Annotated in this window: 24 protein-coding genes and 1 other annotated feature; of the genes, 18 read left to right on the top strand and 6 right to left on the bottom strand. The window is 47.2% G+C overall.

Annotated elements, in window-relative coordinates; genetic code table 11:
- Positions 1 to 247: 247 nt before the first annotated feature.
- The 12 genes from J2Z65_RS08095 (at position 248) to J2Z65_RS08040 (ending at position 10,286) form a co-directional block, all read left to right on the top strand.
- Entirely contained in the window at positions 248 to 1,054 is an 807-nt protein-coding gene (locus tag J2Z65_RS08095) for an alpha/beta hydrolase (protein ID WP_193580997.1), read from the top strand.
- Positions 1,051 to 1,839 (top strand): 5-oxoprolinase subunit PxpB, encoded by a 789-nt coding sequence (pxpB, locus tag J2Z65_RS08090; RefSeq protein WP_167062788.1) that lies wholly within the window; start codon positions 1,051 to 1,053, stop codon positions 1,837 to 1,839. Before J2Z65_RS08095 ends, pxpB begins: the two co-directional genes overlap by 4 nt.
- On the top strand, positions 1,829 to 2,815 hold the full coding sequence (locus J2Z65_RS08085; protein ID WP_167062068.1) for a 5-oxoprolinase subunit C family protein: 987 nt from the start codon (positions 1,829 to 1,831) through the stop codon (positions 2,813 to 2,815). Before pxpB ends, J2Z65_RS08085 begins: the two co-directional genes overlap by 11 nt.
- An 86-nt stretch (positions 2,816 to 2,901) precedes the next feature.
- A complete protein-coding gene (locus tag J2Z65_RS08080) occupies positions 2,902 to 3,663 on the top strand; it encodes a LamB/YcsF family protein (protein WP_167062785.1) in 762 nt (253 codons plus the stop codon).
- Positions 3,664 to 4,260: 597 nt separating this feature from the next.
- Positions 4,261 to 4,548 (top strand): CD3324 family protein, encoded by a 288-nt coding sequence (locus J2Z65_RS08075; RefSeq protein ID WP_167062066.1) that lies wholly within the window; start codon positions 4,261 to 4,263, stop codon positions 4,546 to 4,548.
- A gap of 137 nt (positions 4,549 to 4,685) precedes the next feature.
- The gene (locus tag J2Z65_RS08070) at positions 4,686 to 5,072 is read left to right on the top strand and encodes a gamma-glutamylcyclotransferase family protein (RefSeq protein ID WP_167062063.1); all 387 of its coding nucleotides are present in this window, start codon (positions 4,686 to 4,688) and stop codon (positions 5,070 to 5,072) included.
- 90 nt (positions 5,073 to 5,162) lie between these two features.
- The gene (locus tag J2Z65_RS08065) at positions 5,163 to 5,537 is read left to right on the top strand and encodes a response regulator (protein ID WP_167062059.1); all 375 of its coding nucleotides are present in this window, start codon (positions 5,163 to 5,165) and stop codon (positions 5,535 to 5,537) included.
- Positions 5,538 to 5,590: 53 nt separating this feature from the next.
- Positions 5,591 to 7,345 carry a response regulator gene (locus J2Z65_RS08060; protein WP_167062055.1) on the top strand — a complete coding sequence of 585 codons (1,755 nt, stop codon included), beginning with the start codon at positions 5,591 to 5,593 and terminating at the stop codon, positions 7,343 to 7,345.
- A gap of 149 nt (positions 7,346 to 7,494) precedes the next feature.
- Positions 7,495 to 7,950, top strand: coding sequence for a nickel-responsive transcriptional regulator NikR (gene nikR, locus J2Z65_RS08055; RefSeq protein WP_167062052.1), 456 nt, complete (start codon positions 7,495 to 7,497; stop codon positions 7,948 to 7,950).
- Between the two features lie 50 nt (positions 7,951 to 8,000).
- A complete protein-coding gene (locus J2Z65_RS08050; RefSeq protein ID WP_167062049.1) occupies positions 8,001 to 8,405 on the top strand; it encodes a DUF2203 domain-containing protein in 405 nt (134 codons plus the stop codon).
- Between the two features lie 12 nt (positions 8,406 to 8,417).
- Positions 8,418 to 10,073: a copper resistance CopC/CopD family protein gene (locus tag J2Z65_RS08045; protein ID WP_167062046.1), complete on the top strand. Its 1,656-nt coding sequence runs from the start codon at positions 8,418 to 8,420 to the stop codon at positions 10,071 to 10,073.
- Positions 10,074 to 10,100: 27 nt separating this feature from the next.
- The gene (locus tag J2Z65_RS08040; protein ID WP_167062043.1) at positions 10,101 to 10,286 is read left to right on the top strand and encodes a hypothetical protein; all 186 of its coding nucleotides are present in this window, start codon (positions 10,101 to 10,103) and stop codon (positions 10,284 to 10,286) included.
- Positions 10,287 to 10,345: 59 nt separating this feature from the next.
- On the opposite strand, the gene glsA is transcribed toward J2Z65_RS08040, so the two are convergent.
- The 4 genes from glsA to J2Z65_RS08020 form a co-directional block, all read right to left on the bottom strand.
- Positions 10,346 to 11,299: a glutaminase A gene (gene glsA, locus J2Z65_RS08035; protein ID WP_167062040.1), complete on the bottom strand. Its 954-nt coding sequence runs from the start codon at positions 11,297 to 11,299 to the stop codon at positions 10,346 to 10,348.
- A 25-nt stretch (positions 11,300 to 11,324) separates the two neighbouring features.
- Positions 11,325 to 12,245: an aldo/keto reductase gene (locus tag J2Z65_RS08030; RefSeq protein WP_167062037.1), complete on the bottom strand. Its 921-nt coding sequence runs from the start codon at positions 12,243 to 12,245 to the stop codon at positions 11,325 to 11,327.
- A 134-nt stretch (positions 12,246 to 12,379) separates the two neighbouring features.
- Positions 12,380 to 14,026 carry an MDR family MFS transporter gene (locus J2Z65_RS08025; RefSeq protein ID WP_338111741.1) on the bottom strand — a complete coding sequence of 549 codons (1,647 nt, stop codon included), beginning with the start codon at positions 14,024 to 14,026 and terminating at the stop codon, positions 12,380 to 12,382.
- A 41-nt stretch (positions 14,027 to 14,067) separates the two neighbouring features.
- The gene (locus J2Z65_RS08020) at positions 14,068 to 14,496 is read right to left on the bottom strand and encodes a MarR family winged helix-turn-helix transcriptional regulator (RefSeq protein WP_167062034.1); all 429 of its coding nucleotides are present in this window, start codon (positions 14,494 to 14,496) and stop codon (positions 14,068 to 14,070) included.
- A 193-nt stretch (positions 14,497 to 14,689) separates the two neighbouring features.
- Positions 14,690 to 14,952 (top strand) — a binding site (T-box leader).
- Positions 14,953 to 15,022: 70 nt separating this feature from the next.
- Between J2Z65_RS08020 and pheS the strand changes: the two genes are divergently transcribed.
- The 5 genes from pheS to J2Z65_RS07995 all read left to right on the top strand — a co-directional run bounded on the left by pheS (position 15,023) and on the right by J2Z65_RS07995 (position 22,848).
- Complete coding sequence (gene pheS / locus J2Z65_RS08015) at positions 15,023 to 16,057, top strand: phenylalanine--tRNA ligase subunit alpha (protein WP_167062032.1); 1,035 nt, start codon at positions 15,023 to 15,025, stop codon at positions 16,055 to 16,057.
- A gap of 25 nt (positions 16,058 to 16,082) precedes the next feature.
- Positions 16,083 to 18,536: a phenylalanine--tRNA ligase subunit beta gene (gene pheT / locus J2Z65_RS08010; protein WP_167062029.1), complete on the top strand. Its 2,454-nt coding sequence runs from the start codon at positions 16,083 to 16,085 to the stop codon at positions 18,534 to 18,536.
- Between the two features lie 91 nt (positions 18,537 to 18,627).
- Complete coding sequence (locus J2Z65_RS08005; RefSeq protein ID WP_167062025.1) at positions 18,628 to 20,814, top strand: cell division protein ZapA; 2,187 nt, start codon at positions 18,628 to 18,630, stop codon at positions 20,812 to 20,814.
- 11 nt (positions 20,815 to 20,825) lie between these two features.
- Positions 20,826 to 21,374, top strand: coding sequence for a CvpA family protein (locus tag J2Z65_RS08000; RefSeq protein WP_167062022.1), 549 nt, complete (start codon positions 20,826 to 20,828; stop codon positions 21,372 to 21,374).
- Between the two features lie 925 nt (positions 21,375 to 22,299).
- Positions 22,300 to 22,848 carry a transposase gene (locus J2Z65_RS07995; RefSeq protein ID WP_167062019.1) on the top strand — a complete coding sequence of 183 codons (549 nt, stop codon included), beginning with the start codon at positions 22,300 to 22,302 and terminating at the stop codon, positions 22,846 to 22,848.
- 54 nt (positions 22,849 to 22,902) lie between these two features.
- Here the strand turns inward: J2Z65_RS07995 and J2Z65_RS07990 are convergent, their stop codons facing one another.
- Together J2Z65_RS07990 and J2Z65_RS07985 are read right to left on the bottom strand one after the other, a co-directional pair.
- A complete protein-coding gene (locus tag J2Z65_RS07990; protein ID WP_167062016.1) occupies positions 22,903 to 23,289 on the bottom strand; it encodes a cupredoxin domain-containing protein in 387 nt (128 codons plus the stop codon).
- Positions 23,290 to 23,486: 197 nt separating this feature from the next.
- Positions 23,487 to 23,855 carry a phage holin family protein gene (locus J2Z65_RS07985; RefSeq protein ID WP_167062013.1) on the bottom strand — a complete coding sequence of 123 codons (369 nt, stop codon included), beginning with the start codon at positions 23,853 to 23,855 and terminating at the stop codon, positions 23,487 to 23,489.
- A gap of 249 nt (positions 23,856 to 24,104) precedes the next feature.
- Between J2Z65_RS07985 and J2Z65_RS07980 the strand changes: the two genes are divergently transcribed.
- On the top strand, positions 24,105 to 26,465 hold the full coding sequence (locus J2Z65_RS07980; RefSeq protein ID WP_240159831.1) for an endonuclease MutS2: 2,361 nt from the start codon (positions 24,105 to 24,107) through the stop codon (positions 26,463 to 26,465).
- The last annotated feature ends 20 nt before the right edge of the window (positions 26,466 to 26,485 follow it).

Below are 26,485 nucleotides of genomic sequence, written 5' to 3'. Positions count from 1 at the left end.
CCTTAATTTTTTGGCGATAATAGGCGAAATTGTGCCAGTGGGAACTGTGATCCCTTATTTTGCAGGAAATTGATACTACAGTCGAGGGATATGAGCAAGGGGCAGACTCTTGATTAAGTTGCGATTTCTGTTGTATCAACAATATCTTTGACCACTTTCTTTTTTTTGTAAAATCCTACCTATGCGAACTGGGTGCTGATTCGATATGATTAGCGTAGTACGACATTGAAGAAGGGGGTTTTTTGAATTGAGTACTGCTGCAACCACGATTGAATTATGGCCCGGAGCATCCAAGGATAGCATCGGTGAGGAAAACCAAGGATGTCCGAGCTTGACCTTGTATCCTGTAGCAAGCGAAGGCTTGAGCTCTGCAGTTATAGTATGTCCCGGCGGCGGCTACGCTAGGCGTGCGCCCCACGAAGGGGAGCCCGTTGCAAAGTGGCTCAATGGATTGGGTATTTCCGCTTTTGTTTTAAACTACCGGGTAGCTCCATACGAACATCCGGTTCCGCTCCAAGATGCTCAACGAGCAATTCGAACGGTAAGACATCATGCGGAGCAATGGGGCATTGATCCGAACCGAGTGGGCATTCTTGGCTTTTCGGCAGGCGGACATTTGGCTTCCTCGGCGGGTACACTTTACGATTCAGGGAACCAAGATTCAGCCGATCTTATCGAGAGACAGAGCAGCCGTCCAGATGCTCTAATCCTTTGTTATCCGGTCATATCCTTCTACGAGTATGGACATGTGGGTTCCAAACGTAATTTGCTGGGCGAGGCACCGGATGAGCAGTTGGTTACCCTGTTATCCACCGAAAAACAGGTCACAGATGACACGCCGCCGACCTTCCTGTGGCATACCGCAGACGATGCGGCCGTGCCTGTTGAGAATAGCCTGCTGTTCGCAGGAGCGCTAAGCCGCCATAAGGTGCCGTATGATTTGCACATTTTTGAGAGTGGTCGCCATGGAATCGGGATGGCTGTTGATCATGGCGAGGCTTATCTATGGCCGGAGCTCTGCGCAAATTGGCTGAAGAAGCAGCAGTTCGCATGACTAAGCTCCATTACGATTGCCATCACCTCGGAGATTCGGCGATTGTGCTTACGCTAGGTTCGAGCATAGAGCCGTCCACACTTGATCTGGTGAGGCAGGTAACAGCCTACCTGGAGAAGCATCCTTTTGCCGGCTTCACAGAAATGGTAACCGCTTATACAACAATAACGATTTATTATGACAGCGTCGCGGTATATCAGCACTTTTCAGAAGCGGAGGTCATCCGCAAGATTAAGTATTTATTTGAAGAAAACTATCTGCTGCCTTACGACAAAGTTATTCAACATATTCAACACTGTTTAGAGGGCTTTGAACTCGAAAATCATAGCCAATCCGGCCAAGCTGTCGCCCCCGTCGAAATTCCCGTTTGTTACGGCGGGGAGTTCGGCCCCGATCTGGCGGATGTAGCGGCTTACCACCATATGACCGTTGAAGAGATCGTATCGCGGCACACCGCACAAATTTATCCGGTCTATATGATTGGTTTTGCACCAGGCTTTCCCTATATGGGAGGCATGGATGAAAGGCTAGTCACGCCAAGGAAATCGGTGCCCCGGCCCCGTATTCCTGCCGGATCAGTAGGGATTGGCGGCGCGCAAACCGGCATTTATCCGTTTGAAACGCCAGGCGGATGGAACTTGATCGGGCGAACGCCGATCGCTTTGTTTCGGCCGGATTCCGACCCGCCGTCTTTACTCCGAGCAGGTGATCGAGTGAAATTTGTCTCCATCACGCCGGAGCAATTCCATTTTATCGCTGAAAGGAATCAAGGACATGGGCTTTAAAATCATCAAGCCGGGATTATTATCGACCTTGCAGGATGAGGGACGCTATGGATACCGTAAATATGGCGTGATTGTCTCAGGTCCTATGGACTTTTTTGCCCATCGGACCGCTAATATTCTTGTAGGGAATACGGCGGACGCTGCAGTCTTAGAAATAACGCTGCACGGACCTCGTATGGTTGCGCAGATGGATATGCTGTTGGCGCTGTGCGGAGCCGATATGGCGGCTGATGTGGAGGGAAGAAAAGTGCCTCTGTGGCGGCCTTTTCTCATCCGCAAAGGCGAACATCTGAACATAAGCTACGCGGTGAAGGGCTGCAGAGCCTATTTAGCGGTGCATGGGGGCTTCGCATCCAATGTCAGCATGGGCAGTAAAAGCACTTATTTACGAGCGGGAATAGGCGGTTATGAAGGAAGAGCGCTTCAAGCCGGAGATGAACTGAATCTAAGCAGTGAGAGCAAATTAACGGTGAACACCGGAAGCCCGTTTTCCTCTGCCGCTGTGAGCGCTTTTATTCGCCCGAGCTACGAAGACAATCCGGTTGTAAGCGTTGTGTGGGGCAAAGAGGCTGGCCATTTTACGGAATCCCAGAAGCGCAGCTTTCTGACACAAAGCTATAAGGTCACTCCGCAGTCAGACCGGATGGGATATCGCTTAGAAGGGGAGCCCCTTGTCAGGCAAGGCGGGACTGCCTATGAGATGATCTCGGAAGCGGTTGTGCCAGGGACGATTCAAGTACCGCCGAACGGTCAGCCTATTCTTTTGCTTTCCGACTGCCAAACAACAGGAGGTTATCCTCGAATTGCGCATGTGATCACGGCGCATCTACCGATAATTGCTCAAGTGAAACCCGGAGGCAAGCTTCGTTTCCGTGAGGTGAGCCTGAGAGAGGCGCAGGGGCAGCTTTTGCTGCAGGCAATGGATATGCGGCTTTTAGAAGCAGGCATGCAGGCTTGGTATCAAGATCATAGCTGAAAAGAAAACCAGAGGATCAAAAAATATGACAAACGATAAACTCAAAAAAGGTCGTTGGAGTCACGGAAGGGGATAGGCAAGTGAGCTTGCTGCGTATAGATTTGAATTGCGATATGGGCGAAGGCTTCGGCGCCTACCGCCTGGGACGCGACGCGGAGCTGCTGGACTTCGTCAGCTCCGCCAACATCGCCTGCGGATTCCACGCAGGCGATGCGGCCACCATGCGCAGCACGGTGCAGCTGTGCTTGCGCAAGGGCGTCGCGATCGGGGCCCATCCGGGCCTTCCCGATCTGCAGGGCTTCGGCCGGCGCGAGATGGCCATCACGCCGGCTGAGGCTTACGAGCTGACGTTGTACCAGCTCGGGGCGCTGCAGGCGTTCGTCCACGCCGAAGGCGGACGCCTGCAGCACGTCAAGCCGCATGGCGCGCTCTATCACATGGCCGCGAAGCGCCATGATCTCGCCGCGGCCATTGCGGCTGCGACACGCAGCGTCAGCGCGGAGCTGACGCTGTTCGGTCCGCCCGGCAGCGAGCTGCTGCGGGCGGGCGCCGCCGCGGGGCTGCGGACCGCGAGCGAAGCGTTCGCGGACCGCACCTACCGGCGGGACGGCGCTTTAACGCCCCGGGATCAGCCCGGGGCGCTGCTGGAGAGCGCCGCAGATGCGGCGGCGCAGGTAGTGCGGCTCGTCCGCGAGGGGAAGGTCCTCTCCCAGGAGGGAGAGGACCTGAGCATGCGCGCGGACACGATCTGTATCCACGGCGACGGTGTGCACGCCGTGGCGTTCGCGCGCGATATCCGCGAGCTGCTGGATCGCAGCGGCATCGCGGTGATGGCGCTGGGAAATTAACTCCGCCTAGGAAAGAATCCTTATAATGATTCTTTCACTTGAGACTGGATTGGGAATATGAGTAAATAGAGATGTAGCCGGCCGGCTAATGACTTCGGAAAGGAGTGATCAAGGTGATTACAACAAAAGCGGAGGTGGTCTCTGCGTAAGCAGAGATCATCGTTACAACCGGGGGCTCCTGGGCCCCCGCATATTCTTAACTTTGCGAGTAGACAGCGAGAAGCTTTTTACATATAATGAGAATTGTGAACACGAAGTGAACACAGGCAACAAGGAGAGGCTTTGCTCTCCAACCCAACTTTTAAAAATTCCAATATTAGGTGAAAGGAGTGCTTTTTAATGAACACAATGACAATGACAGTAGCGATGAATGTTGCGGCCGCCGCAGAGGTAATCGTCTCCTAACTGAATATCATTCGTGGAATAACCGTTCACCTGAATTTGTATAAATGCATATACAACCGACAGGCACGATTAGGTCGTGTTTTTTTTATTCCATTTTGATAAGAATGGTATGAGGTTTAGGGGCGATGAGATTACTCTCTGCAAATCCGAACAAAGTTTAATCTTTGCGACAATTTGAGGAGGTTTTCATCCATGAGTTACAAGAACGGGAAAGACGTTCTTCCCCCTAACCTATTAAAACAATTACAAGAATATATCCAAGGTGAAATCGTATATATCCCTAAGAAGGAGCAGAAACGCGCCGGATGGGGAGAAAATAACGGAACACGTATTATTATTGAGCGTAGAAATCAAGAAATTTTCCGGTTGTATCAAACAGGTTCCACAGTCATGGAATTGATCAAGACTTTCCATCTGTCGGAAGACAGCATCCGCAAAATTATTGTAAAGACACGCGAACTAACAGCTAATCAAGCATAGAAGCAGCATCCATTGCGATGTTGCTTTTTTCTTTGCGGTGAATTGTAAAATGTTGGTCAAATCAAAAAGGGATCAAAGAAGGGGTTAGCGAAATAAAAGGGATCAAGAGATTACATAATTCGACAGGGGGAGTTACTATGATATCTGTATTCGTCTATGGCACATTGCTTGTTGGAGAGAGTAACCACTCGGTAGCTGCTCCTTATGTGCAGTCGGTGCAACCTGGGGCGATTTTTGGACGTTTGTTTGATGTAGGGCCTTATCCTGCGCTCTTGTTAACCGAAGAGAATCGAGACTGGCACGTGGTTGGAGAGTGGCTGGAAGTAAACGAAGAAGGCTTGCAAGCGATGGACGTCCTGGAAGGATATCACGGCCCTGGCGGATCGAATGAATATGACCGTGTCTGGATCCGCGATGTGAGCGGCCTGCGTGAAGGATGGGTGTATATCTACCCCACTGTGGAAGGGCTCAAAGTAATTAACGGTTCATCATGGAAAGAATATAATGCTGAGCGAAACAAGTGATTTACTTTGACTTTTTTCGACAAATTTCTATCCCGCCTAAGGGCATGATGTTATAATTAAAGTAATTTATTTTATTAGAGGAGAACCGTTATGTCTGTTTATAAAATACTGCTGGCTGACGATGAATTCGCACTCCGCTTTCTGCTGACGGAAACATTGTCCGATGAAGGATATGAAATCACAGAGGTGGAAGACGGCCAGCAAGCCATCGAACAGCTTCAGAAGGAATCATTTGATTTGGTTATCCTTGATTATATGATGCCTGAACGCACGGGTGTTGAGGTTTGTGAGTGGCTTCGCCAAAGCGATAATGGGAATCGGGAGCTGCCCGTCATTCTTTTAACGGCCAAAGCCCTTGATAAAGATAAAGAGAAGGCCAAAGCCGCTGGCGTCACCACCTATATTGTTAAACCATTCAGCCCGCTTCAACTTCTAGATACGGTCGGACAGTTATTAGAAGGTTGATTCGAAACCTATAGAGATATTCATTTTATATGCAAAAAGGGTGATTGTCCGTCATGAATAATACGAATCTAGAGCCATGGAAGAGCTCCAGATCAGAATCGGATAAAGATGCAAGAATTCTTAGGCAAGGCAGAAAACTGTTCATCCGGGAGTTCGAAAAGCAGCTGAAAGAGCTTGAAGCTTTGTTGGATGCAATTCGCGCTATGCCGGCCGTGGATGACTTGAATCGGTTTTATCGCATAATCCATACACTTAAAGGCAGTGCGCCAATTTTTCATTATGAACGGATCGGCAGGTTGGCGGAAGATCTGGTGCGCATGTGGGAATGGACGCAGGCTATCGATCAAGAGCAGGATGCGTCGTTTACTACTACAAATCCGGTTCAAGAAAGTGTAGAACGAAGTGTAAAGCTTCTTCTCGAAATGAGTATGGAATATGATATCGGCATAACGGAAATCCAGATGGATGAACAGAAGGATCAAAGCGGAGGTTCCATGCTGAGAACGCTGAAAAGCCGTCTGCTGCTGGTCGATGATGATGAAGTGCTCCGCTCTTATTTGACCCGACGCCTGCAGCTTGATGATTGCATAGTTGATGAGGCCGCTAATGTGGAGTCCGCCATAAAACTTCTGCGTACCCATACGTATGATCTCGTGACGCTGGATCTTATGATGCATCCGCAATCGGGGTATGAACTGTTTGAATACCTGAAAGAAGATCCTACGTTGAAGTGGCTGCCTCTCATCGTTTTGTCAGGACGAAATGATTTGAACGATAAAGTTCGCTGCTTCCATCTGGGAGCTGACGATTATGTCACGAAACCTTTTCAGTATGAAGAATTAGCCGCCAGGATCTATGGGGTGCTCAAAAGGACGAAAAATTTCGAGCAGCTTGCTTTCCGCGATCCGCTTACCGGTGTATTCAACCGGCGATATTTTGACCTCCAAATTGGTATAGAGCTGCAGCGGATTGAGCGCTATCCTGCGCCGATTTCGCTCGTTTTCATAGATATTGATTTTTTCAAAAAAATTAATGATACGTACGGACACCATGTGGGAGATTTGGTGCTGCAAGGTTTGGCTCATTTGCTGCAAGTCAATCTGCGATCGACCGATTTGCTGGCCCGTTTCGGCGGCGAAGAGTTCGTGATTGCTCTTCCGAATACCTCGTTGGAACAGGCGCACTCCACCATGCAGAACATCTTGAATAAAGTTCGTTCTAACCCGGTTGCTCAGTATGAGGGGAAAACCTTCTCCATCACTTTCTCAGCAGGCATTGCCCAGTGGCAGGAAGGGATGACTGTGGCCGATTGGGTTTCTAAAGCGGATGAAGCAATGTATCAAGCCAAGCAGCAAGGCAGGAACCGAGTTCTAGGGTCATCTTCAGATCATGAGGTTCAGCAAAGCAAGCGGAGAGCGCTGCCGCTTCCTGAGAAGAAGAATTTGCTTATCGTTGACGATGATCCCATTCTAAGGGCGATACTCACTTCTCATTTGGAGCATTTGCCGATTGTCATTACGCATGCCTCCGATGGCGAAGAGGCGCTCGGTTTGCTGCAGGACAAGAACTACGATGCGTGTATTCTCGATGGGATGATGCCGAAATTGGACGGGTTTTCCTTATTGGATCAGATTAAGAAGGATCCCCGTTTAGTGAATTCGGACATGAAGGTGCTTATGCTTTCCGGCAAGAAAAAGGAAGACGATTTGCTCAAAGGCTATCAGATGGGCGCCCATGACTATATGACAAAGCCTTTTTCGCTCGTTGAGCTGGAAGTTCGCGTGAAAAAACTAATGAACTTTATATAACAGGAGGGGAGTTGGGCTTATGTCCGCTCCCTTTTGCTGTAGTGCCCGTCTCAACCTAAATTAGAGCAAAGATTTTGCGACACCGTCACTTTCTGGTAGAGTAAAGGTAAAGGTAAAGGACAAGGTTGGATAGAAAGGAACGTGGTCCTATGTCGGAGAAAGAAGCGCTAGTACGCTTCGGCATCTCTATGCCGCAATCGTTAATTGAGCAGTATGACCGGTTAATTGCCTTGCAGGGCTATGATAATCGTTCTGAGGCGATCCGGGATCTCACACGCAAAGCGCTGTTAACCTCTAGCAGCATGCAGCCGGATGAAACGGTAGCGGGAACCATTGTGATGGTGTATGACCATCATATCAGCGATTTGCCCATTACGTTGATGGAGCTCCAGCATGAGTATCACCATGCCATCATTTCAACGATGCACATTCATTTGAATCATCAACAATGCTTGGAAATATTAGTCGTAAGGGGCAAGGTACAAAAGCTTAGAGAGCTGCAGCAGCGGATTCAGGTGCTGAAAGGTGTCGGTTATGCCGAGTTGTCAGTCACGCATGTTGATGAACATGGACATACTCACGAGCAACCGCATACTCATGCGTAGAATTCGAAGTTGATCTCTTTTTTTGTTAAAATTAGGCATGGAGGTGCGAGATGTCTGATAAAAAATGGTTTAGCTTAGAGGAAGCCAATGAAATGCTTCCGTTTGTTGATCAGGAGTTAAAGAAAATGCAAGCTATGAAGCGCGCTTTTGAGGAGAAATACACCGAGCTTCGCAGGAAGAAAAATGAATTGGCCGAGAAGCTCAGCTCGGAAAAGGATCCGTTTTTTATGCAGGAAGCAGAGCTTGAATTTATGCAAATCGAAGCGCGCGGGTTGATTCAGCATTTTCAGCAAACCGGCGTAGAGCTTAAGGATATAGAAACAGGTCTTGTGGATTTCCCGTCACGAATCGGAGACCAGGAGGTACTGCTCTGTTGGAAACAAGGAGAGGACAGAATCCGTTACTACCACGGCAAAGAAGATGGTTTTGCCGGGCGTAGACCGATTGCGGATTAGAGGAACTTATCAATGAATAAACAGAAACAAAATGGTTATCAACGCTTTTGGTTCTTGCCTGCATTTTTTGTGTGTATATTAACAATGATGCTCTTAAGCGCATTCGTCGCCCCGCAATCCGCTTCGGCACATGCATCACTCGTACAGGCAATTCCAGAGGCGGGGGCGAAGCTGGAAAGCTCACCGCCACAAGTCGCGATTACTTTTAATGAATCTTTAGATTCAGGACTCTTTTATATCAAAGTTTTTAATCGTGACGGCGACGAAATGACGAGCAACAAAGCTTATTTGAACAAAGAACAGACAAGTGTGCTTCTAGATCTTCCGAAACTGACTGAGGGCGTTTATTTGATTAGCTATCATGTCATTTCGGCTGACGGCCACCCGATTGGCGGAAGCTATCCTCTGACGATCGGTAATCCGCCGCAAGAAGATGCACTCGATCTACCTTCTGCTCATGCCAATCACGATCATGGATCAGGCCCGCTTACGACGAAGGTCCTGCTGCAGTATGCGTCGCGCGGTCTATGGTATCTCATGCTGCTCACATTGACAGGATGGGTGATTTGGTTAAGAGTACTTGGTACGGATGGCGGGAAAGAAACAAGAAAAGTATTATCTTCATGGACGCTGAATCTGCAGCGTGCTCAACTAGTTGCACTATTGCTGCTTATTTTTACTCATATCGAGGATCTGCTTGGCGGCGGCGGTGTGGAAGAAATAGCGAAGCTATTTAGTGCGACGAATATCGGTATTTCCTGGCTGATCCTACTGGGCTTATCTTTCCTTGGGTTTGTCCTTATCGGCAGACTGGCTTGGTTAGATTGGTTATGGCCATTAGGTTTACTCGCAGCCAAAAGTTTTAGCGGCCACGCCGCTTCCTTTTCACCTGTATGGGCGACGATCGGGCTTGATTGGATTCATTTGGTGGGCGCAGCCATGTGGGTGGGCGGCTTGGTGCTGCTCTATGCGAAGTGGCGCCAGAAGGATGACGAGATTAACACCTATATGCGAAAATTTTCGAATATGGCTTTGATTTCCATTTTGGTGCTCACACTATCAGGTTCCTTATCCGTTTTGCTATTTTTACCGAATTTGCACTATTTGCTATACTCTGCATGGGGAATTCTGCTTCTTGTTAAAATCGGTGCCGTTATCCTTGTTGTGCTTACGGCTTTTGTCATTCGACTCATGATGCGCAAAAAGAAGGCAGCCCAATCCTTCCTGTTAGTGAGGGTGGATCTGACTCTGATGGTGATCATAGTGCTGCTGGTCGGCATTATCACCTATGTGGCGCCAATTCCGGCCAATGAGCCGCTGCAGTGGCACCAGATGGGAGAGAAAGTCCATGTGTCAGCGGACATCACACCGAAAATTCAAGGGAATAATTCCTTCACGGCGAAAGTATTCCTTCCGGAAAATTCAGGGAAACCGAAGCAAGTGCTTATGATTTTGCATTATTTGGACGATAAAGACATTGCTCCTATTGATGTGCCTATCGCGGCATATGAGGATAAGGAAGAAGAGGAGTCTTACGGCTTTGCCAAGTTCAGCTATAAAGCAGAGGGAGCGTATCTTCCTTTCAGAGGGAACTGGCAGCTGGAAATGCGTGTGATGGATACGGAGGATAATGAAACGGTATACAGCAAAGAGTTCATCGTTTATTAAAACATTGCCCGAAGGTAGGTGCCCGTCATGGCTTGGATTAATATGCTCGAAAGAGAACAATTGACTGTTAAATTGGATAACAAGGATGAGATGGCCTTGCTGGAGGTCAACGATGGGGGAATATCGCCTAACTATGTGACGATTCGCCTTAATGAAAATGAGATCGATGAATTGATCGAAGCCTTGCAGCGGATTAAACAAGCTATCCAATAGCCTGTGATTTATATATCAAACAGCGGTATTCGTTTCCATACGAATACCGCTGTTTGTTGTTAAAATAAGCTCCAATCAAATTCTTGCGACAGCTTGCCAAGCAGGTGAACACCTGCGGTGCTGTTGCCTTTGCGGTTCAGTGCAGGGCTGACAAGGCCGATGCCATAGCGTCTGGGCACCATCGTCAAAATGCTGCCTGACACGCCGCTCTTGGCTGGCAAGCCTACGTTCATTGCGAATTCGCCTGACGCATTATACATCCCGCAGGTAAACATGAACGTCTTCGCGATTTGCACGAAGCGCCGCGGAATAAGGCGCTGGTTGCGGATTGGATCGACGCCGTTATGGGCGAGAACTAAGGCCATTCTGGCTAAATCCGTACAATTGACCTGAATGGAGCAATGGCTAAAATAGACCCGAAGGACATCATCAACCTCTTGGTCAAGTACCCCGTTGTCTTTCAAAAAGTAAGCAAGTGAACGATTGCGGTGAGCGGTATCCGATTCTGATTTGAATACATCCTTATTGATATCAAGCGCCGGGTTGTCCGCGATATTCCGGAAAAACGCTAGAATTCGTTCAATCTGCTCCGCAGGTGTATTCCCCGCAATCAAAGATGAGATCGCGATGGCTCCGGCATTAATAAGCGGATTGAACGGAATCCCAGGCTCTACAAGCTCCAGTTTCAACATGGAGTTAAAGTCGTCTCCTGTAGGCTCCATGCCTACCTTCGAAAACACGATTTCTTCGCCATTATCCATTAAAGCCAGAATGAGCGTGAACACTTTCGAAATACTTTGCAGTGTAAAGTGATAGCCGGTGTCGCCGGCTGCAACCGTGTTCCCATCCATATCCATGATGCAGATACCCAAAACATCAGCGGAAGCATTCGCAAGTTCAGGAATGTAGGAAGCAACATGGCCATCTGCGGTATGGGCTTTGCTTGCCAGAACCCACTCAGCCAAATGATCGTTAAGCTGCTTCCAAGTTGTTGTATGCTCGCTCTGATTCATCTAGAAGTCATTCCTTCCTTGTTGCTCAGGCTTTCCAGGCTTGCGGATGGTTGTCGCTGATAAGCTCCGTTGCGCTTGCGTTTGCGATGACTTGCTCGGGATTTTTGCAGCCTGGAATGACGGTAGTTACGGCATCATGCTTTAAGCACCATGCAAGCGCCCATTTCGCCATATCCATTCCTTCGGGTACTTCTTCCTTCTGAATGCGCTGCACGTCTTCCAGCTTCTGTCTCACGCTATCCGCGTCATGGCGATGACGGACATCCGTATTGCTAAACACCGCTCCAGGCTTGTACTTGCCGCTCAGATAGCCGCTCGCCAAAGGCACGCGTGCCAGTACGCCAAGATCCTGATTCACACAGGAAGGGAAGACAAGCTCTTCAGGCGCTCGATCCAAACGATTGTAAACGACTTGAATCGCCTTGGAGTTGACTTTGGTGGAAGCATCAGTTTGATGAATGTTGGCATTGCTGCCGATGGACGTTCCCAGATGTCTGATTTTCCCTGCCTGGACTTGTTTATCTAATGTTGTCCATAAGTCATCGTTGTCGAACACGGCATCAGGTCCGGAATGGAATTGGTATAAATCTATGTAGTCCGTTTGCAAAGCTTTGAGCGAAGCATCCAACTGTTTGATGACACTGTCAGCATTGAATTCATCCGTACGGGTGAACAGATCGTGGAAGTGATGGCCGAATTTAGTGGCTACAACCCAATTCTCGCGATTGCGTCTGGATAAATAATTGCCGATAAATGATTCGGAAAGATGGTCGCCATAGCATTCTGCGGTATCGATTAGATTAATGCCAAGATCAGCGGCTTGATCCAAAATAGCATCTGCTTCTGCCTGTGTGTACGTAAGTCCCCATTCTCCTCCGAATTGCCAAGTTCCAACACCAACAATGGAAACTTTTAAGTCTGTTTTCCCAAGTCTGCGATATTTCATGGCGATCACTCTCCTCTTATAGTATCCAACCTCATTAAACGCTATTGACCGATTGATGTCAAAAAAAATAAATCCAACATTTGCATAAGAAAAGCTCCCAACCTTGTAGGAAAGGCGGGAGCTGGGATTATAGGTTAAGCGAGCCCAGGGGAAAGGTCTTTTTCATCCTCTGTGCCTGTTTTTTTGGATTTACGGCCAGATACTTTAATGTTGCCGATAAATAGCGTAAGAATGGCTCCGAGCAATACGAATACGAGACCGAAAATGAAGACTTGATGAAGAGATGAGACCAATGCATTTTTCAAAATAGGAAGCATGTGCTGTACGAATTCTTTTGGCATTTGGGCCAATGCTTCAGGACTGAGCAATGAAGAATACAAGCCCTGAGGGTTGGTATGAATCATGTTTGTCATCTGTGTAGACAACTCGCTCGCTTCCGCGGGTAGCTGTTTCACGACTGGCGTCAGGTCCTGCTCCAAGAGCACAGTTGACTTGTGGTTCATAATCGCGCCGAGAATCGTCATACCGAATGTACCGCCGATTTGACGGAAAAATTGGCTGGAAGAGGTGACCACGCCAAGCTCAGATTTCGGAAAGCTTTCTTGCAAAGCAAGTGTCAGAATCGGCATAACAAGCCCCATACCGAGTCCTAAAAGCAGCATATAGGCAGAAGCAGTCAGTTTCGTTGTGTCTATGCCCATCGTGCTGAGGAAATAGAAGCCGACAGCCATGATGATCATTCCGGTAAGCATTTGTTTGCGCACACCGATTTTATGAATAAATTGACCGGAAACTACACTGGCTGCAATCATCGTAATCATGAGAGGCGTCATCACAGTACCGGATGCGGAAGCGCTGATCCCCACAATGCCTTGCATAAAGAGAGGAACGAACATAATCGCACCGAACATCCCTACAGCCATAAGGAAGCCTACACCGTTAATAGTTGTAAAAGTTCTATTTTTGAACAATCGAACGGGAAGAATTGGTTCTTCCGCTTTGCTTTCAATGACAACGAAGGACACCAACGATATGATGGCTATTGCAAAAAGACTAATGATTTGCCAAGACAACCAAGCGTAATCTTTACCGCCGAAAGTCAAGGCCAACAATAAGGAAACCACACCAATTACCATAGTGGCAATACCCGGAATGTCGAATTTCACTTTACCGATAGCTTTGTGTTTAGGAAGAGCAATGGCAATTAAGACAACAGCAATGATACCCACCGGAAGGTTGATGTAGAATACCCAGCGCCAGTCTAATGCGTCAACGATCCAACCGCCGATTTGAGGTCCAACCACAGAGGATAGGCCGAAAATCGCACCGAAGACACCCTGCCATTTGGCGCGCTGCTTACCGGTGAACAAATCCCCGATAATAATCATCGCCATCGGCATCATGATGCCGCCGCCAAGACCTTGCAAACCTCGGAACAAGATTAGCTCTGTAATGTTCTGGGACATTCCGCAGAGCGCAGAAGCTACGATAAATATAATAAGACCCGTTACATAAATTACGCGGCGCCCGATCAAGTCAGCCAGTTTACCGGCAATTGGCACAACTACGGTTGAAGTCAGCATGTAAGCTGTCGTTAACCAAGCCATGAGTCCAAGTCCACCTAACTCACCCACGATACGCGGCATGGCAGTTCCGACAATCGTACCATCGAGAGCACCAAATAGCATTGCAATGATAAGTCCTGTCAGCAGGAGTCCGCGATTTTTAAGTTCTGGTGCCGCTGATTCGGTGAGGTTCTCATCAGAGGCTGTTTTTTGAATAGTTTCCACTTGTAAATCACTCCTTTAAGAAATTAAATGAATTAATAATAGGTTGTCAGCTTTTCAAAAGCATTGACAAGGACGTCCAACTCATCCGGCGGAAGCTTGGAAAGTCCGCGTGCCATTACTTCTTTTTGAACACTTTCCGCTTTGGAAAGAACAGCATTTCCGCGTTCCGTATTTTCCACCAATACGATGCGTCGATCTGTTTCATGGTGCTTACGTATAACATGCCCACTTTGGACAAGACGATCAATCATTACTGTAATCGCACTGGGTTTAACGCCCATCTTTTCAGCGAGAACAGTCTGTTTGGGAGTTCCAATTTTGGCGATCATGAAGAGCATAAATATTTGCGGTCCTGTTAACTCCGATTTCAATTCTGCGAGTACAATGTTGCTGATTTTTCGATGGGCCGTCTCAAAAGTTGTGCGGAAACGATTGGTGTAGGCCATCAATTCATCTTCCATCGACAATTCTCCTTTTGGTTGATTAAATGATATAAATATTAAATAATAAAATGTTTATGAATATTAATATTTAAACTGTTTAACAAAATATACGCTCATCTGCTTACCAAGTCAACTGGAAAAATACGTGATCTGTGGCGTGCGTACTTGCATATAGGTCATATCTTGCATATAATAACTGGTACATATACGTGAAAATGCTTTGACGGAGAAGAGTACGCAGTGCTTCTTGACAGGGAGGGTAAGCCGATGATTGAGAGCTGGCCCCAAGAATCAGGCTGCAGAAGTTCGCTCCCGAGCAGTCCTTTGAACAGAAGTGGTCCAATTTGGCTTCTTCTTAAGTAGAGGGAACCGGACGCATCGTCCGTTATCTGGAATGAAGTGAGTTTCATTTCTTTGCCGATTAGGCAGGAATTGAATCTAATTAGGGTGGTACCACGGCTTTTCGTCCCTTGCGAGGGAGCGGGAAGTCTTTTTTGTGTTTTCATTTTGGTTGATTGAGGGGCCTAATTCAGGAGGGATTGCAATGAAAGAGCGGTTAGAAGCTTTAAAGCAGGAAGCGCTGCAAGAGCTAAGCGACGTACAAAGTCAGCAGGAGCTAAACGATTTACGTATTAAGTATTTGGGGAAAAAGGGGCCGTTAACCGAGGTGCTTCGCGGCATGGGAGCGTTAAGTGCGGAAGAAAGACCGATTATCGGGCAAGTGGCGAACGATGTTCGCGCCGCAATTGAATCGGTTATCGAAGAGAAGCAAGCAGCGTACCAACAACAAGAAACGGAAAACCGGCTTCGTGCTGAAATGATCGACGTTACACTGCCGGGACGTCCGTCTGAGCAAGGCGCCGTGCATCCTTTAAGCAAAGTTATTCAAGAGATTGAAGATATTTTCATCGGGATGGGATACACCGTTGCGGAAGGTCCTGAGGTTGAACAGGACTATTACAACTTCGAGGCGCTGAATCTGCCCAAAGATCACCCGGCCCGAGACATGCAGGACTCGTTCTATATCACGGAAGAAATTTTGATGCGTACCCAAACTTCTCCGGTTCAAGTTAGAACAATGGAGAAGCGTAAAGGAGAAGTTCCGATCAAAATCATTTGTCCGGGCAAAGTATACCGCCGCGACGACGATGATGCGACACATTCTCATATGTTTACGCAAATCGAAGGTCTGGTTATTGACCGCAATGTACGGATGAGCGATTTGAAAGGCACCTTGCTGCAATTCGTGCAAGAAATGTACGGCAAAGAAACAAGAATCCGCTTGCGTCCAAGCTTCTTCCCGTTCACAGAGCCGAGCGTTGAAGTCGATGTCAGCTGTGCCATGTGTGGAGGCGTTGGCTGCCGTACCTGCAAGCAAACAGGCTGGTTAGAAATTCTCGGAGCTGGTATGGTGCATCCGCGCGTACTTGAGATGGGTGGCTATGATCCGAAGGAATATACAGGTTTCGCATTCGGTATGGGCGTCGAGCGTATCGCCATGTTGAAATACGGAATCGAAGATATCCGTCATTTCTATACCAATGATTTGCGTTTCTTAAAGCAATTCTTACATTTGTAAGCAACAGGAAAAGGAGGGGTTAAGCATGAATGTTTCATACCAATGGTTATCCGAATATGTAGATGTATCAGGCTTCACTGCTGAAGAATTAGCAGAAAAATTAACCCGAAGCGGTATTGAAGTGGATATCGTGGAGGATCGAAATAAAGGTGTAACGAACGTTGTTGTGGGTTTTGTCAAATCCCGTGAAAAGCATCCGGATGCGGATAAATTAAGCGTGTGTGTCATTGATGCCGGTCAAGGCGAAGACTTGCAAATCGTGTGTGGTGCCAAAAATATCGATGCGGGTCAAAAGGTGCCTGTCGCGATGATCGGAGCTGTACTGCCGGGCGGACTGCAAATTAAACGCGCCAAGCTGCGCGGCGTTGAATCGCAAGGGATGATTTGTTCAGCCAAAGAGCTTGGATTGAATGATAAGCTGCTGCCTAAAGAAATCCAAGAAGGTATCTTGGTGCTTCCGGAAGAAACGGAAATCGGTAGTTCGATTCTTGATGTTCTGGCCATCAATGATAAAGTGCTGGAGCTCGACCTGACACCTAACCGTTCTGACTGTTTGAGCATGCTCGGAGCAGCTTATGAGATCGCTGCTATCCTTGGCCGCAGTGTCAAGCTTCCTGATGCGGAAGCAGCGCTTAAAGCGGCTGGAACAGCCGGTGTGAAAGCTGCAGACCGCATTAGCGTGAAGATCACAGCGACCGAGCAGTGCTCGCACTATGCAGCCCGACTCATCGAAGGTGTGCGTGTGGGTACTTCTCCGCTGTGGATGCAAAATCGCTTAATGGCGGCAGGTATCCGCCCCATCAACAACATTGTAGACATCACGAATTTCGTGATGTTGGAATACGGTCAGCCTTTGCATGCTTTCGATGCAGAGCAATTGAATAACGGTCACATTGACGTACGCCTCGCTCAGGCCGGCGAGAAGCTCGTTACCCTTGATGATGTAGAACGTACCCTTGAACCGCACATGCTGCTTATAACGGACGGTACGAAGCCTGTAGCGATTGCTGGAGTAATGGGTGGCGCGAATTCTGAGGTGACCGATGGTACTACGCGCATTTTACTGGAATCCGCTAAGTTCGCAGGTTCCTCAGTGCGCCGTACATCGCGCCAGCTAGGTCTTCGTTCCGAAGCGAGTCTTCGCTTCGAGAAAGAAGTAAACCCGGAAGCGGTGCTTCCGGCATTGAACCGTGCTGCTGCGTTAATTGCGCAGTACGCTGGCGGTAAAGTCGCAGACGGCATCGTAGAAGCCGTTGCCGGTTCACACAAGTCGGTCAGCATCGAGCTTGCTGCAGACCGCGTGAACAACTACCTCGGCACAGAACTTTCTCTGGCCGAGATGGGCCAAATCATCGAACGCCTGCATTTCACCTTCGAGCAAGCGGGAGAAGGCAAGCTGCTCGTGCATGTGCCGAGCCGCCGCGGAGACATCACACGGGATGTCGATTTGATTGAAGAAGTGGCACGCCTCTTCGGCTACGACAACATCCCGACAACCTTGATGACCGGTGTGACAACGCCCGGGTCCTTGTCCAAAGAGCAGGCGATTCGTCGCATAACTCGGAATCTTTTGACCCAAAGCGGGCTGCATGAGGTCATCACCTACTCCTTCACGCACCCGGATCAAACCGTTTCGCTGCCAGGTTTGTATCCAGCAGCGAAGCCGATCTCTCTCGCTATGCCGATGAGCGAGGACCGCAGCCAACTGCGTACCAGCTTGCTGCCGCATTTGCTGGAAGTTGTGAGCTACAACCGCAACCGTACAATGGATGACGTAGCTATTTTCGAAATGGGCAAGGCGTTTATCACAGATGAGTCTGCACTTACAGCTTTGCCTCAAGAGAAGCTTCTCCTTTCCATCGCATTGACAGGCAAACGACATGGGGCGCACTGGGCTCAGAAGTCTGAGCATGTTGACTTTTATGACATCAAAGGAATCTTTGACCGCCTTATTAGCTACTTAGGTGTCAAAGGACTTACCTACACTTCTGCGTCGCCAGATGGTTTCCATCCGGGGCGCACAGCTGAGCTTCAGTTAGCTTCTTCTGAAGGTCAGAAGGTTATTGGACGTATAGGGCAGCTGCATCCAACTGTCCAACAGCAGCGTGATTTGGATGATACGTATGTGCTGGAAGTTGAGTTAGAGCCTATCCTTGAAGCCGCAGGCGATGCGATTGTCTATAAGCTGCTGCCACGTTATCCGTCAATTGGACGTGATCTTGCCGTTGTTGTCAACGCAAGCGTACCGGTCGGTCTCATGGAGCAAACGATCACTGAAGTTGCCGGGGATTTGTTGGAATCCATCCAAGTTTTTGATATCTATACAGGAGAGCGTCTTGGGGCTAATCGCAAGAGCGTAGCTATAGCTCTTGTGTACCGTCACGCTGAAAGAACGCTTCTAGATGAAGAGGTAACGGAGCTCCATGCCAAAGTGGTTCAAACCCTTGAACAGCAATACGAGGCAGAGTTAAGAAAATAGAGCAACTTTCACGTAAGTTGCAGGAAAACAGGCTGGTCTTATCGAAATTAACCTCGATAAGGCCAGCCTTTTCATCTAAGGGGGAAATAATATGACTGCTGAAGACAAAACGAAAATTACCGTTGACATATATGGAAATCAATACAAATTAAAAGCAGACACCAGTACCAACTATATGAAGCGTGTCGCTGAATACGTGAATGACCAAATGTTCCGCATCGCCAAGGGGTATCCGCGGCTAGATTCGCAGAGAATTGCTGTACTTGCTGCCGTGAACATGGCCGATGAGTGCTTCCGTATGAACGAAGTTATGGAAGAGTTGAGCGCAGCGCAGAAAGAGCAAGAAGCGATCAAAGCCGCCTATGAGAAAGTGAACGTTACATACAACCAATTGAAGCATGAGTTTGATAAACAACAAACAGTCATAACTGAACAAAAAACAAAACTAGACCAAACCAAAGAACAGCAGGAACAGCTTCAGCGGGAAGTACAAAAAAGTAAACAAGAGAACGAGCAGGCCAAACAGCAATTTCAACAAGCTAAACAGCAGCAAGACCAATCTAAACAACTTCAAGAGCAAATCAAACAACAGCTTGATCAGGAGAAACAGCAAGTAGCACAAACGAGGCAGCTGCTGGATCAAGAAAAGCAGCATCATCAACAGGCAAAACAGCAAATCGAACAAGGGAAACAACAACAAGAACAGTTGAGACAGCAATTGCAGCAGGCTAAACAGCAGCAGGAGCAGGCTAAGCAACAACAAGACCAAGCTAGACAGCAGCAAGATCAAGCTAAACAAGTACATGAGCAGACCAAACAACAGCTTGATCAGGAGAAAAAGCAAGCTGCACAAGTACAGCAACTTCTTGATCAAGAAAAGAAGCAAAATCAACAAGCCAAACAGCAAATTGAACAAGGGAAACAACAACAAGAACAGCTGAGGCAGCAATTACAACAAGCCAAACAGCAGCAAGAACAAGCTAGACAGCAACAAGACCAAGCTAAACAGGCACATGAGCAAATCAAACAACAGCTTGATCAGGAGAAAAAGCAAACTGCACAAATACAACAATTGCTTGATCAAGAAAAGCAGCAATATCAACAGGCCAAAGAACAAATCGAACAAGAGAAACAACAACAAGAACAGCTGAGACAGCAACTACAGCAAGCAAATCAGCAGCATCTAGAATTGGAACAACAATTACAACAACAATTAGAACAATACGAGCAAGTACAAGAACAATTGGATCAGCAATTACAACAAGCTAGTCAGCAGAATGAGGAAGTTATTCTTCTTCAAGAGCAAATCAAACAACAGCTTGAACAAGAGAAAATACAGGCAACGCAAGTGCAGCAACTGCTTAACCAAGAAAAACAGCAGCATCAACAGATTAAACAACAATCCGAACAAGAAAAACAACAACAAGAACAGCTAAAGCTGCAATTGCAACAAGCTAAACAACAACTTGAACAACACAAACAGCAGAATGAACAATACAAACAGCAGAATGAACAATACAAACAACAGATTGAGCAACAAAAGCAGCTGATTGAACAACAAAAACAACAGCAAGAAAAAATTAAACAGCTGCAGCAGCAAGAAGGTCAGCTATTCGAAGAACAGAAACAGCAGCACATTCAAACTAGACAGAAACTCGAGCAGGAAAAGCAACAATTGGTACAGCAAGTTCAAGCTCTGAATAAACAGCATCATGAAGAAGCGATGATGGAATCTCAGCGCCACGAACAAGCTATAGAAAAGCTAAATGAACAGTTTCATCAAGAAAAAGAAGCGCTTGTACAGCGTTATTTACAGGAAAAAGAATCCGTCCACAAACTGCATCAAGAGGAAATCGAGTCTGCGGAAAGCTTGCATAAAGAGGAGCTTCGAGCTAGTGTTCAACGCATAGCGCTAGAAAAAGAGGACCTTGTCGGACGATTCCAGGAACAACAAAGAAACATTGTTCAGCAGTATGAAGAGCAAAAATTATCTATTATTCAGCATTTCCACACTCAAATGCAAACTTTAGTTCAGCAGCAGCAGCAGGAAAAAACGTTGTTGAACCAACATTTTGAAGAAGAAAAAGAGCGCCTTTTCGATCAATTCGCCAGAGAAAAAGAAGAATTAATGAGTCAGAATTTGAATGATGAAGCTCAGCAAAAGGAACTTCAACAGATAAAAGAAGAGTATAGAGAATTGCGCGAGGAATACGCTAAACTGCAAAATGAGTACAATGAATGGATCGAGCTAGTTGAAACAGACAGCCCTATCAGGTAATCCGAGTGATAATGAACAAATTGGATTATGTCTTATTGGCTATAGTCGCTTTGGGATTACTGCTTGGTTATTTTAGAGGTTTTATAGCTCAAATTGTTTCTATTTCAGGCTTTGTACTGGCTTACTTAGTCGCCTTTTACTTCTACAAGGATTTTGCGCCGCTGCTTCGTAACGCAGTCTCCTTGCCCACTTATCAGAATTATCAGAAGTACGAATTTATCGTAAAAGGGCTCAATCTAGACACCTACATCTTGAATGCTTTAGCTTTTGCGATCTTGTTTTTTGGTGTAAAATTCGCATTGGTATTCATAGGAAGAGCATTGAATATTTTAGCTAAAACGCCAGGATTGAACTTCATCAACCGCTGGAGTGGAGCATTACTAGGATTAGCTGAAGCACTTTTAATCATTATCATTGCAGTAAACGTCATCACCATCATTCCATCAGATGGACTTCAAAAACTACTCTCAAGTTCAACATTAGCTCCATACCTAATTAATGAACTGCCCAATATTGCAGGTAAACTGCAAGAGCTTTGGAAACAAGGAATCCCCCTATAAAGGCCGCCAATTTCTAGTTCTCTAGAAAGAGGTGGCTTTTATTATGCCCCCGAGCCGAGTCCCGAAGCCGAGCCCCTAAGCCGAGCCACCCAACCTGAGCCCCTCTATATATCGAAAACCTATTTTCTGAAGTATCTACAAATACCCGACCACGCTGTTATTACACTACCCTCGACCTAACCCCACCTACGAATCCCGAAGCCGAGCCGCCCGCGAATTCCGAACCCGAACGAACCGCGCTCCTGACCGGGAACCCCGAACTAGAGTCCCGCCGCCCCGCCCTCCGGCCTACGAATTCGGAACCCGAACGGCCCGCGCGTCTGACCTTGAACCCCGAACTTGGGCCGCCCCGCCCTCCGGCCCAAGAATACCGACCCCGAACGGACCTCGTTCCTGACCGGGAACCCCGAACGTGAGCCGCCCCGCCCTCCAGCTCACGAATACCGATCTCGAACGGACCTCGTTCCTGACCGGGAACCCCGCCCGAACTTGGGCCGCCCCGCCCTCCAGCTCACGAATACCGACCTCGAACGGACCTCGTTCCTGACCGGGAACCCCGAATGTGAGCCGCCCCGCCCCCGCCCGCGAATCCCGAAGCCGGCTGCCTGCGAATTCCGAACCCGACCGGACCGCGCTTCTGACCTTGAACCCCGAATGTGAGCCGCCCCGCCACTGCCTGCGAATCCCGCACCCCGACCCAATCATGTCCCCGACAGCACACTCACCCTCGACCCTGAGCACAGCCAACGTCTCAAACCCGCGTGCCTGTACGTGACTCCTTTACCATTTTTGTAGATAACACAGAAAATAGCTCACTAAGGTATATCTAACTCCAAAATACAGAATTTCCTTTACATGGAAACAAATGTTCTGTATAATAATAAATAGGAACAAATGTTCGTTTTAATATTTGGAGGTGGAATCCGTGAATCTATTTACTTTTGAATCTTTGGACGTTACCTTCAAAACCGAGGAAGATTGTGAGCAATTTTTGATGAAGAAACGTTGGGGGGATGGCTTTTGCTGTCCGAAATGCGACCATCATTTATTTTATAAAGTAAAAACCCGAAATTTATTGGAGTGTAAAGAATGCCGCACTCAAATATCTTTAACGGCTGGAACTGTTATGCATAAGTCCAAGCTCCCCTTAATGTTATGGTTTAAAGCTATAAGAGCGTTAATTCAAGAAAAAGAGACGCACACTATTGGATCGTTTGCGAGCCTGTTAAATGTAAATTATCGGACTGCTAAGTTAATGTTGGAGAAAATCCAACAAGCTTTAAATAAGCAGTTCAAGCGTCTAAGTAAGAGTCAAGGAAGTACAAGCAAAAAAATTACGAATTTTTGTAAATTCATTTTCGTAAATTCCAAGAATATCAAGTACGATGAGGAAATTTTGTTTAGGAAGTGGATGAATGCTTTCTTATCCGTCTATTTGTATCCCGTATATTTAAGGTATCACCAATTGTTCTAATTATTAAAAATGCCTTACCGCGGGTTATCGCGATAAGGCAATGAATAGCTTTCGTTATTCAACAATCAATGTTGTTTTCATATTTGCATGGCCACTTCCGCACATGATGGAGCAGGTAATTGGGAATGAGCCCGTTTTTTCTGGTGTAAAAGTAAACGTTTTATTGCTGTTATCTAGTTTCATATTGAACTCTTTGATCGATGCGCCGTGAATGCCTTGTGAGTTATCGAGTGTAATTGTAACAGGCTCGCCTTTTTTAACGCGATATTCAGCCTGATCAAATTTGAAGTTAGTTGCTTTCAAAACAACGTTTTGACCACCGGCAGCCTGTGTTGTTGCGGCAGGAGTATTTGTTTCCACAGGCTTTGTTTCTTTACTTCCGCATGCGGTTATTGCAATGACTATGGCAACTCCCATTAAAAGAACGAGTAGTTTTTTCATGTTACCCTCCGATATATAAATTGTATTTGTTTTCCTCTTAATAATTGTACATTACCCATTTAGAAAAAACAGTGACAAACTAGTGAAAGAGTTCGAAACGGTTTGAACACAAAGAAAAGATCGGCCCGGCGATTGGATACGCAGCAGACCGATCTTTTTTGGCTTTATCATGGATATCAGGTTAAAGACTGATAAGGTTATCGACGATCTTCTCTTCCTGTGATCCCTTGTTCAAAAGGGGTTTTCACAGGAATGAACAAGTCGATTATTCCAATGACTAAAGCGGCTAAAATCGCACCTATAACACTCGTCGATACATTACTTACGACAAACTGGGCCGCCCAGATGACTAGTGCGCTTACCAGAAAGCCAACGATTCCTCTGCCAAAGGGAGTGATCTGTTTGCCAAAAATTCCTTCGATGATCCAAGCAGCAACGGCAATGACCAATGCAAGGAAAAACGCACTCCAGAATCCACCGACCTGAAACCCAGGCACTAGCCAGCTGACAAACATTAATACCAAAGCAGATACAATAAACCTAACCAGATGTCCCAGAAGATGCATTCGAGAACCTCCTTTTTTCTGTTATGAGAAAAACTCTCTCATGACTAGAAAAGATGATTTTTTGTTGAATTTAATGCTTGGTGTGTTGTTATTTCGATTCCTTTGGCAGAAGGAATAGGTGCACAACTTAGTGTATCCAACAGTCGATAAGATTATGGCAGGTAGCATCTCCCATATAACAATTGTCTCCGTAGCTAATCATGCTCAATTTGGTTTATAATAAAGGATAGAGAAATGAGGTTGGGACAGTTGAACAAAAAAATAATTAAAACATTAGAATATGAGAAGATTTTACATAAACTTGCTCATCATGCAGCTACTTCGCTGGGCAAGGATGCAGCCCAGAAACTTGAACCAAACGGTGATTTTGAACTTGTAAAGCTACGTTTGCAAGCGACAGATGAAGCAGTTAATGTGGAACGCTTAAAGGGAAATGCTCCATTCGGCGGGATCAGGGATATAAGAGGCTCTTTACATCGTGCCAGAATTGGTGGAATGTTGAACCCGACGGAATTGCTGGATATTTCCACGACGATGTTTGGAACCCGCAGATTAAAACGATTTATTTTGGCTGTTCACGAAGAGTATACGATTCCGATGCTCAAGGAGCAGGTTGAACTGCTTACAGAGAATAAGCCTTTGGAAGATAAAATTAATAGCTGTATTGATGAGAATGCAGTTGTAGTCGATAGTGCAAGCCCTGAACTTGGTCGTGTACGCAGTGAACTGCGCACAGGCGAGAGCAGGGTGCGTGAGCGGCTGGAACAAATGCTTCGCAATTCATCCGTGCAGAAGATGCTGCAAGATGTGCTAATCACCATTCGTAATGATCGATATGTAATTCCAGTAAAAGCCGAATATCGTTCTAACTTTGGCGGGATGATTCACGACCAATCAGCTTCGGGAGCGACATTGTACATTGAACCGGATGCAATTGTTCAACTGAATAATAAGATTCGTGAGCTTAAGTTTAAGGAAGAAGCGGAAATTGAGAAAATTTTGCGTGCTTTAACCGAGCTCGTAGCTGAACAGGCAGATGTACTTGTGTTTGATGTGGATCAGTTGGCTGAGTTGGATTTTACGTTTGCCAAAGCAGGGCTGGCCAGGGAACTGAAGGCAACTATGCCGAGGTTGAATGACCGTGGATTTATTAAAATTAAACGGGGGCGGCACCCGCTAATCGCGGCGGATATTGTTGTACCGCTTGATTTGGAGATAGGCAATGATTTCTCGCAGATCATAGTGACTGGACCGAATACAGGAGGGAAAACTGTTTCTCTCAAAACGGTAGGTCTGTTAAGTTTGATGGCGATGTCAGGCTTGTTTGTTCCTGCGGAGGAAGGCAGTCAATTATGTGTTTTCGATGCTATTTACGCGGATATTGGGGATGAACAGAGCATTGAGCAAAATTTAAGTACTTTTTCAAGTCATATGAAGAATATCATCAGCATATTACGGGATATGACGCCAAAGAGTTTAGTGCTGCTTGATGAACTTGGGGCTGGTACGGATCCTGCCGAAGGATCTGCTTTGGCGATTTCGATACTAGACTATATTCATCAAATCGGCTGCCGAATCATTGCTACAACCCATTACTCAGAGCTTAAAGCATATGCATACCAAACACGTGGCACGATTAACGCGAGTATGGAGTTTGATATACAAACGCTAAGTCCAACCTATCGCTTGCTTGTGGGCGTTCCAGGGCGAAGCAACGCTTTTGCGATTGCGGAAAGGCTTGGTCTGTCACGGCGTATTATTGAGCATGCGCGTACTCAGGTTGGCGAAGAAGAAAAACGCGTAGAATCGATGATCGCATCGCTCGAAGAAAACCGATTGATCGCCGAATCGGAGCGTGAAATCGCGGAGAGGCTGCGGCGCGAGGCGGAAGAGATGCGACAAGCACTAGAGGCGCAGCAGCTCAAGTTCGACGAGCAGCGCGATAAGCTGCTCGAGAAAGCCGAGCGCGACGCGCGTGAGGCTGTCGCCAAAGCGCGCCGCGAGGCGGACGAAGTCATCGCTGACCTGCGGCGCATGGCGCAAGAAGAAGCCGGAGGGGTCAAGGACCACCGGCTGGTTGAAGCGAAGCGCCGCCTGGATCAGGCGGCACCTGAACTGCGCGAGAAGCAGGTTCGCGCGGCGAAGAAACGGCCTGAGAGAATTGAGGCCGGTGATGAAGTCCGTGTTGTGAGCCTCGGTCAAAAGGGTCACGTTGTTGAGATCGTTAGCTCCACGGAAGCTACCGTGCAGCTAGGGATTATGAAAATGAAGGTCGAGTTGTCCAATCTCGAGAAAATCGGCAGTCCTGCTCAGAAAAAGACTGTTCATCAGGTGGCGACAACGGTTAAACGGACACGGGATGACAGCATCCGAATGGAACTGGATATGCGCGGTCTGAACATGGAGGAAGCGTTGATTGAGGCTGACCGATTCCTTGATGAATCGTTTCTGAGTAATCTGGGCCAAGTGTATTTAATTCACGGCAAAGGAACAGGCGTGCTGCGCACAGGGATGCAGGAATATTTGCGGCGTCACAAACACGTGAAAAGTTACCGGATGGGGAACTACAATGAAGGCGGAGCCGGCGTTACGGTTGTCGAACTGAAATAACTTTTAAAAATATTTTCAAC

Origin of the sequence: Paenibacillus aceris (genome assembly GCF_017874035.1) — a bacterium.
GTDB classification, from domain to species: Bacteria; Bacillota; Bacilli; order Paenibacillales; family NBRC-103111; genus Paenibacillus_E; species Paenibacillus_E aceris.
This window is presented reverse-complemented; position numbering and strand designations above follow the sequence as displayed.

Bases quoted from the DNA above. Each gene is read 5' to 3' on its own strand.
- pxpB (WP_167062788.1), top strand. From the start codon at position 1,051: ATGACTAAGCTCCATTACGATTGCCATCACCTCGGAGATTCGGCGATT.
- J2Z65_RS08085 (WP_167062068.1), top strand. From the start codon at position 1,829: ATGGGCTTTAAAATCATCAAGCCGGGATTATTATCGACCTTGCAGGAT.
- J2Z65_RS08075 (WP_167062066.1), top strand. From the start codon at position 4,261: ATGAGTTACAAGAACGGGAAAGACGTTCTTCCCCCTAACCTATTAAAA.
- J2Z65_RS08070 (WP_167062063.1), top strand. From the start codon at position 4,686: ATGATATCTGTATTCGTCTATGGCACATTGCTTGTTGGAGAGAGTAAC.
- J2Z65_RS08065 (WP_167062059.1), top strand. From the start codon at position 5,163: ATGTCTGTTTATAAAATACTGCTGGCTGACGATGAATTCGCACTCCGC.
- J2Z65_RS08060 (WP_167062055.1), top strand. From the start codon at position 5,591: ATGAATAATACGAATCTAGAGCCATGGAAGAGCTCCAGATCAGAATCG.
- nikR (WP_167062052.1), top strand. From the start codon at position 7,495: ATGTCGGAGAAAGAAGCGCTAGTACGCTTCGGCATCTCTATGCCGCAA.
- J2Z65_RS08050 (WP_167062049.1), top strand. From the start codon at position 8,001: ATGTCTGATAAAAAATGGTTTAGCTTAGAGGAAGCCAATGAAATGCTT.
- J2Z65_RS08045 (WP_167062046.1), top strand. From the start codon at position 8,418: ATGAATAAACAGAAACAAAATGGTTATCAACGCTTTTGGTTCTTGCCT.
- J2Z65_RS08040 (WP_167062043.1), top strand. From the start codon at position 10,101: ATGGCTTGGATTAATATGCTCGAAAGAGAACAATTGACTGTTAAATTG.
- glsA (WP_167062040.1), bottom strand. From the start codon at position 11,299: ATGAATCAGAGCGAGCATACAACAACTTGGAAGCAGCTTAACGATCAT.
- J2Z65_RS08030 (WP_167062037.1), bottom strand. From the start codon at position 12,245: ATGAAATATCGCAGACTTGGGAAAACAGACTTAAAAGTTTCCATTGTT.
- J2Z65_RS08020 (WP_167062034.1), bottom strand. From the start codon at position 14,496: ATGGAAGATGAATTGATGGCCTACACCAATCGTTTCCGCACAACTTTT.
- pheS (WP_167062032.1), top strand. From the start codon at position 15,023: ATGAAAGAGCGGTTAGAAGCTTTAAAGCAGGAAGCGCTGCAAGAGCTA.
- pheT (WP_167062029.1), top strand. From the start codon at position 16,083: ATGAATGTTTCATACCAATGGTTATCCGAATATGTAGATGTATCAGGC.
- J2Z65_RS08005 (WP_167062025.1), top strand. From the start codon at position 18,628: ATGACTGCTGAAGACAAAACGAAAATTACCGTTGACATATATGGAAAT.
- J2Z65_RS08000 (WP_167062022.1), top strand. From the start codon at position 20,826: ATGAACAAATTGGATTATGTCTTATTGGCTATAGTCGCTTTGGGATTA.
- J2Z65_RS07990 (WP_167062016.1), bottom strand. From the start codon at position 23,289: ATGAAAAAACTACTCGTTCTTTTAATGGGAGTTGCCATAGTCATTGCA.
- J2Z65_RS07985 (WP_167062013.1), bottom strand. From the start codon at position 23,855: ATGCATCTTCTGGGACATCTGGTTAGGTTTATTGTATCTGCTTTGGTA.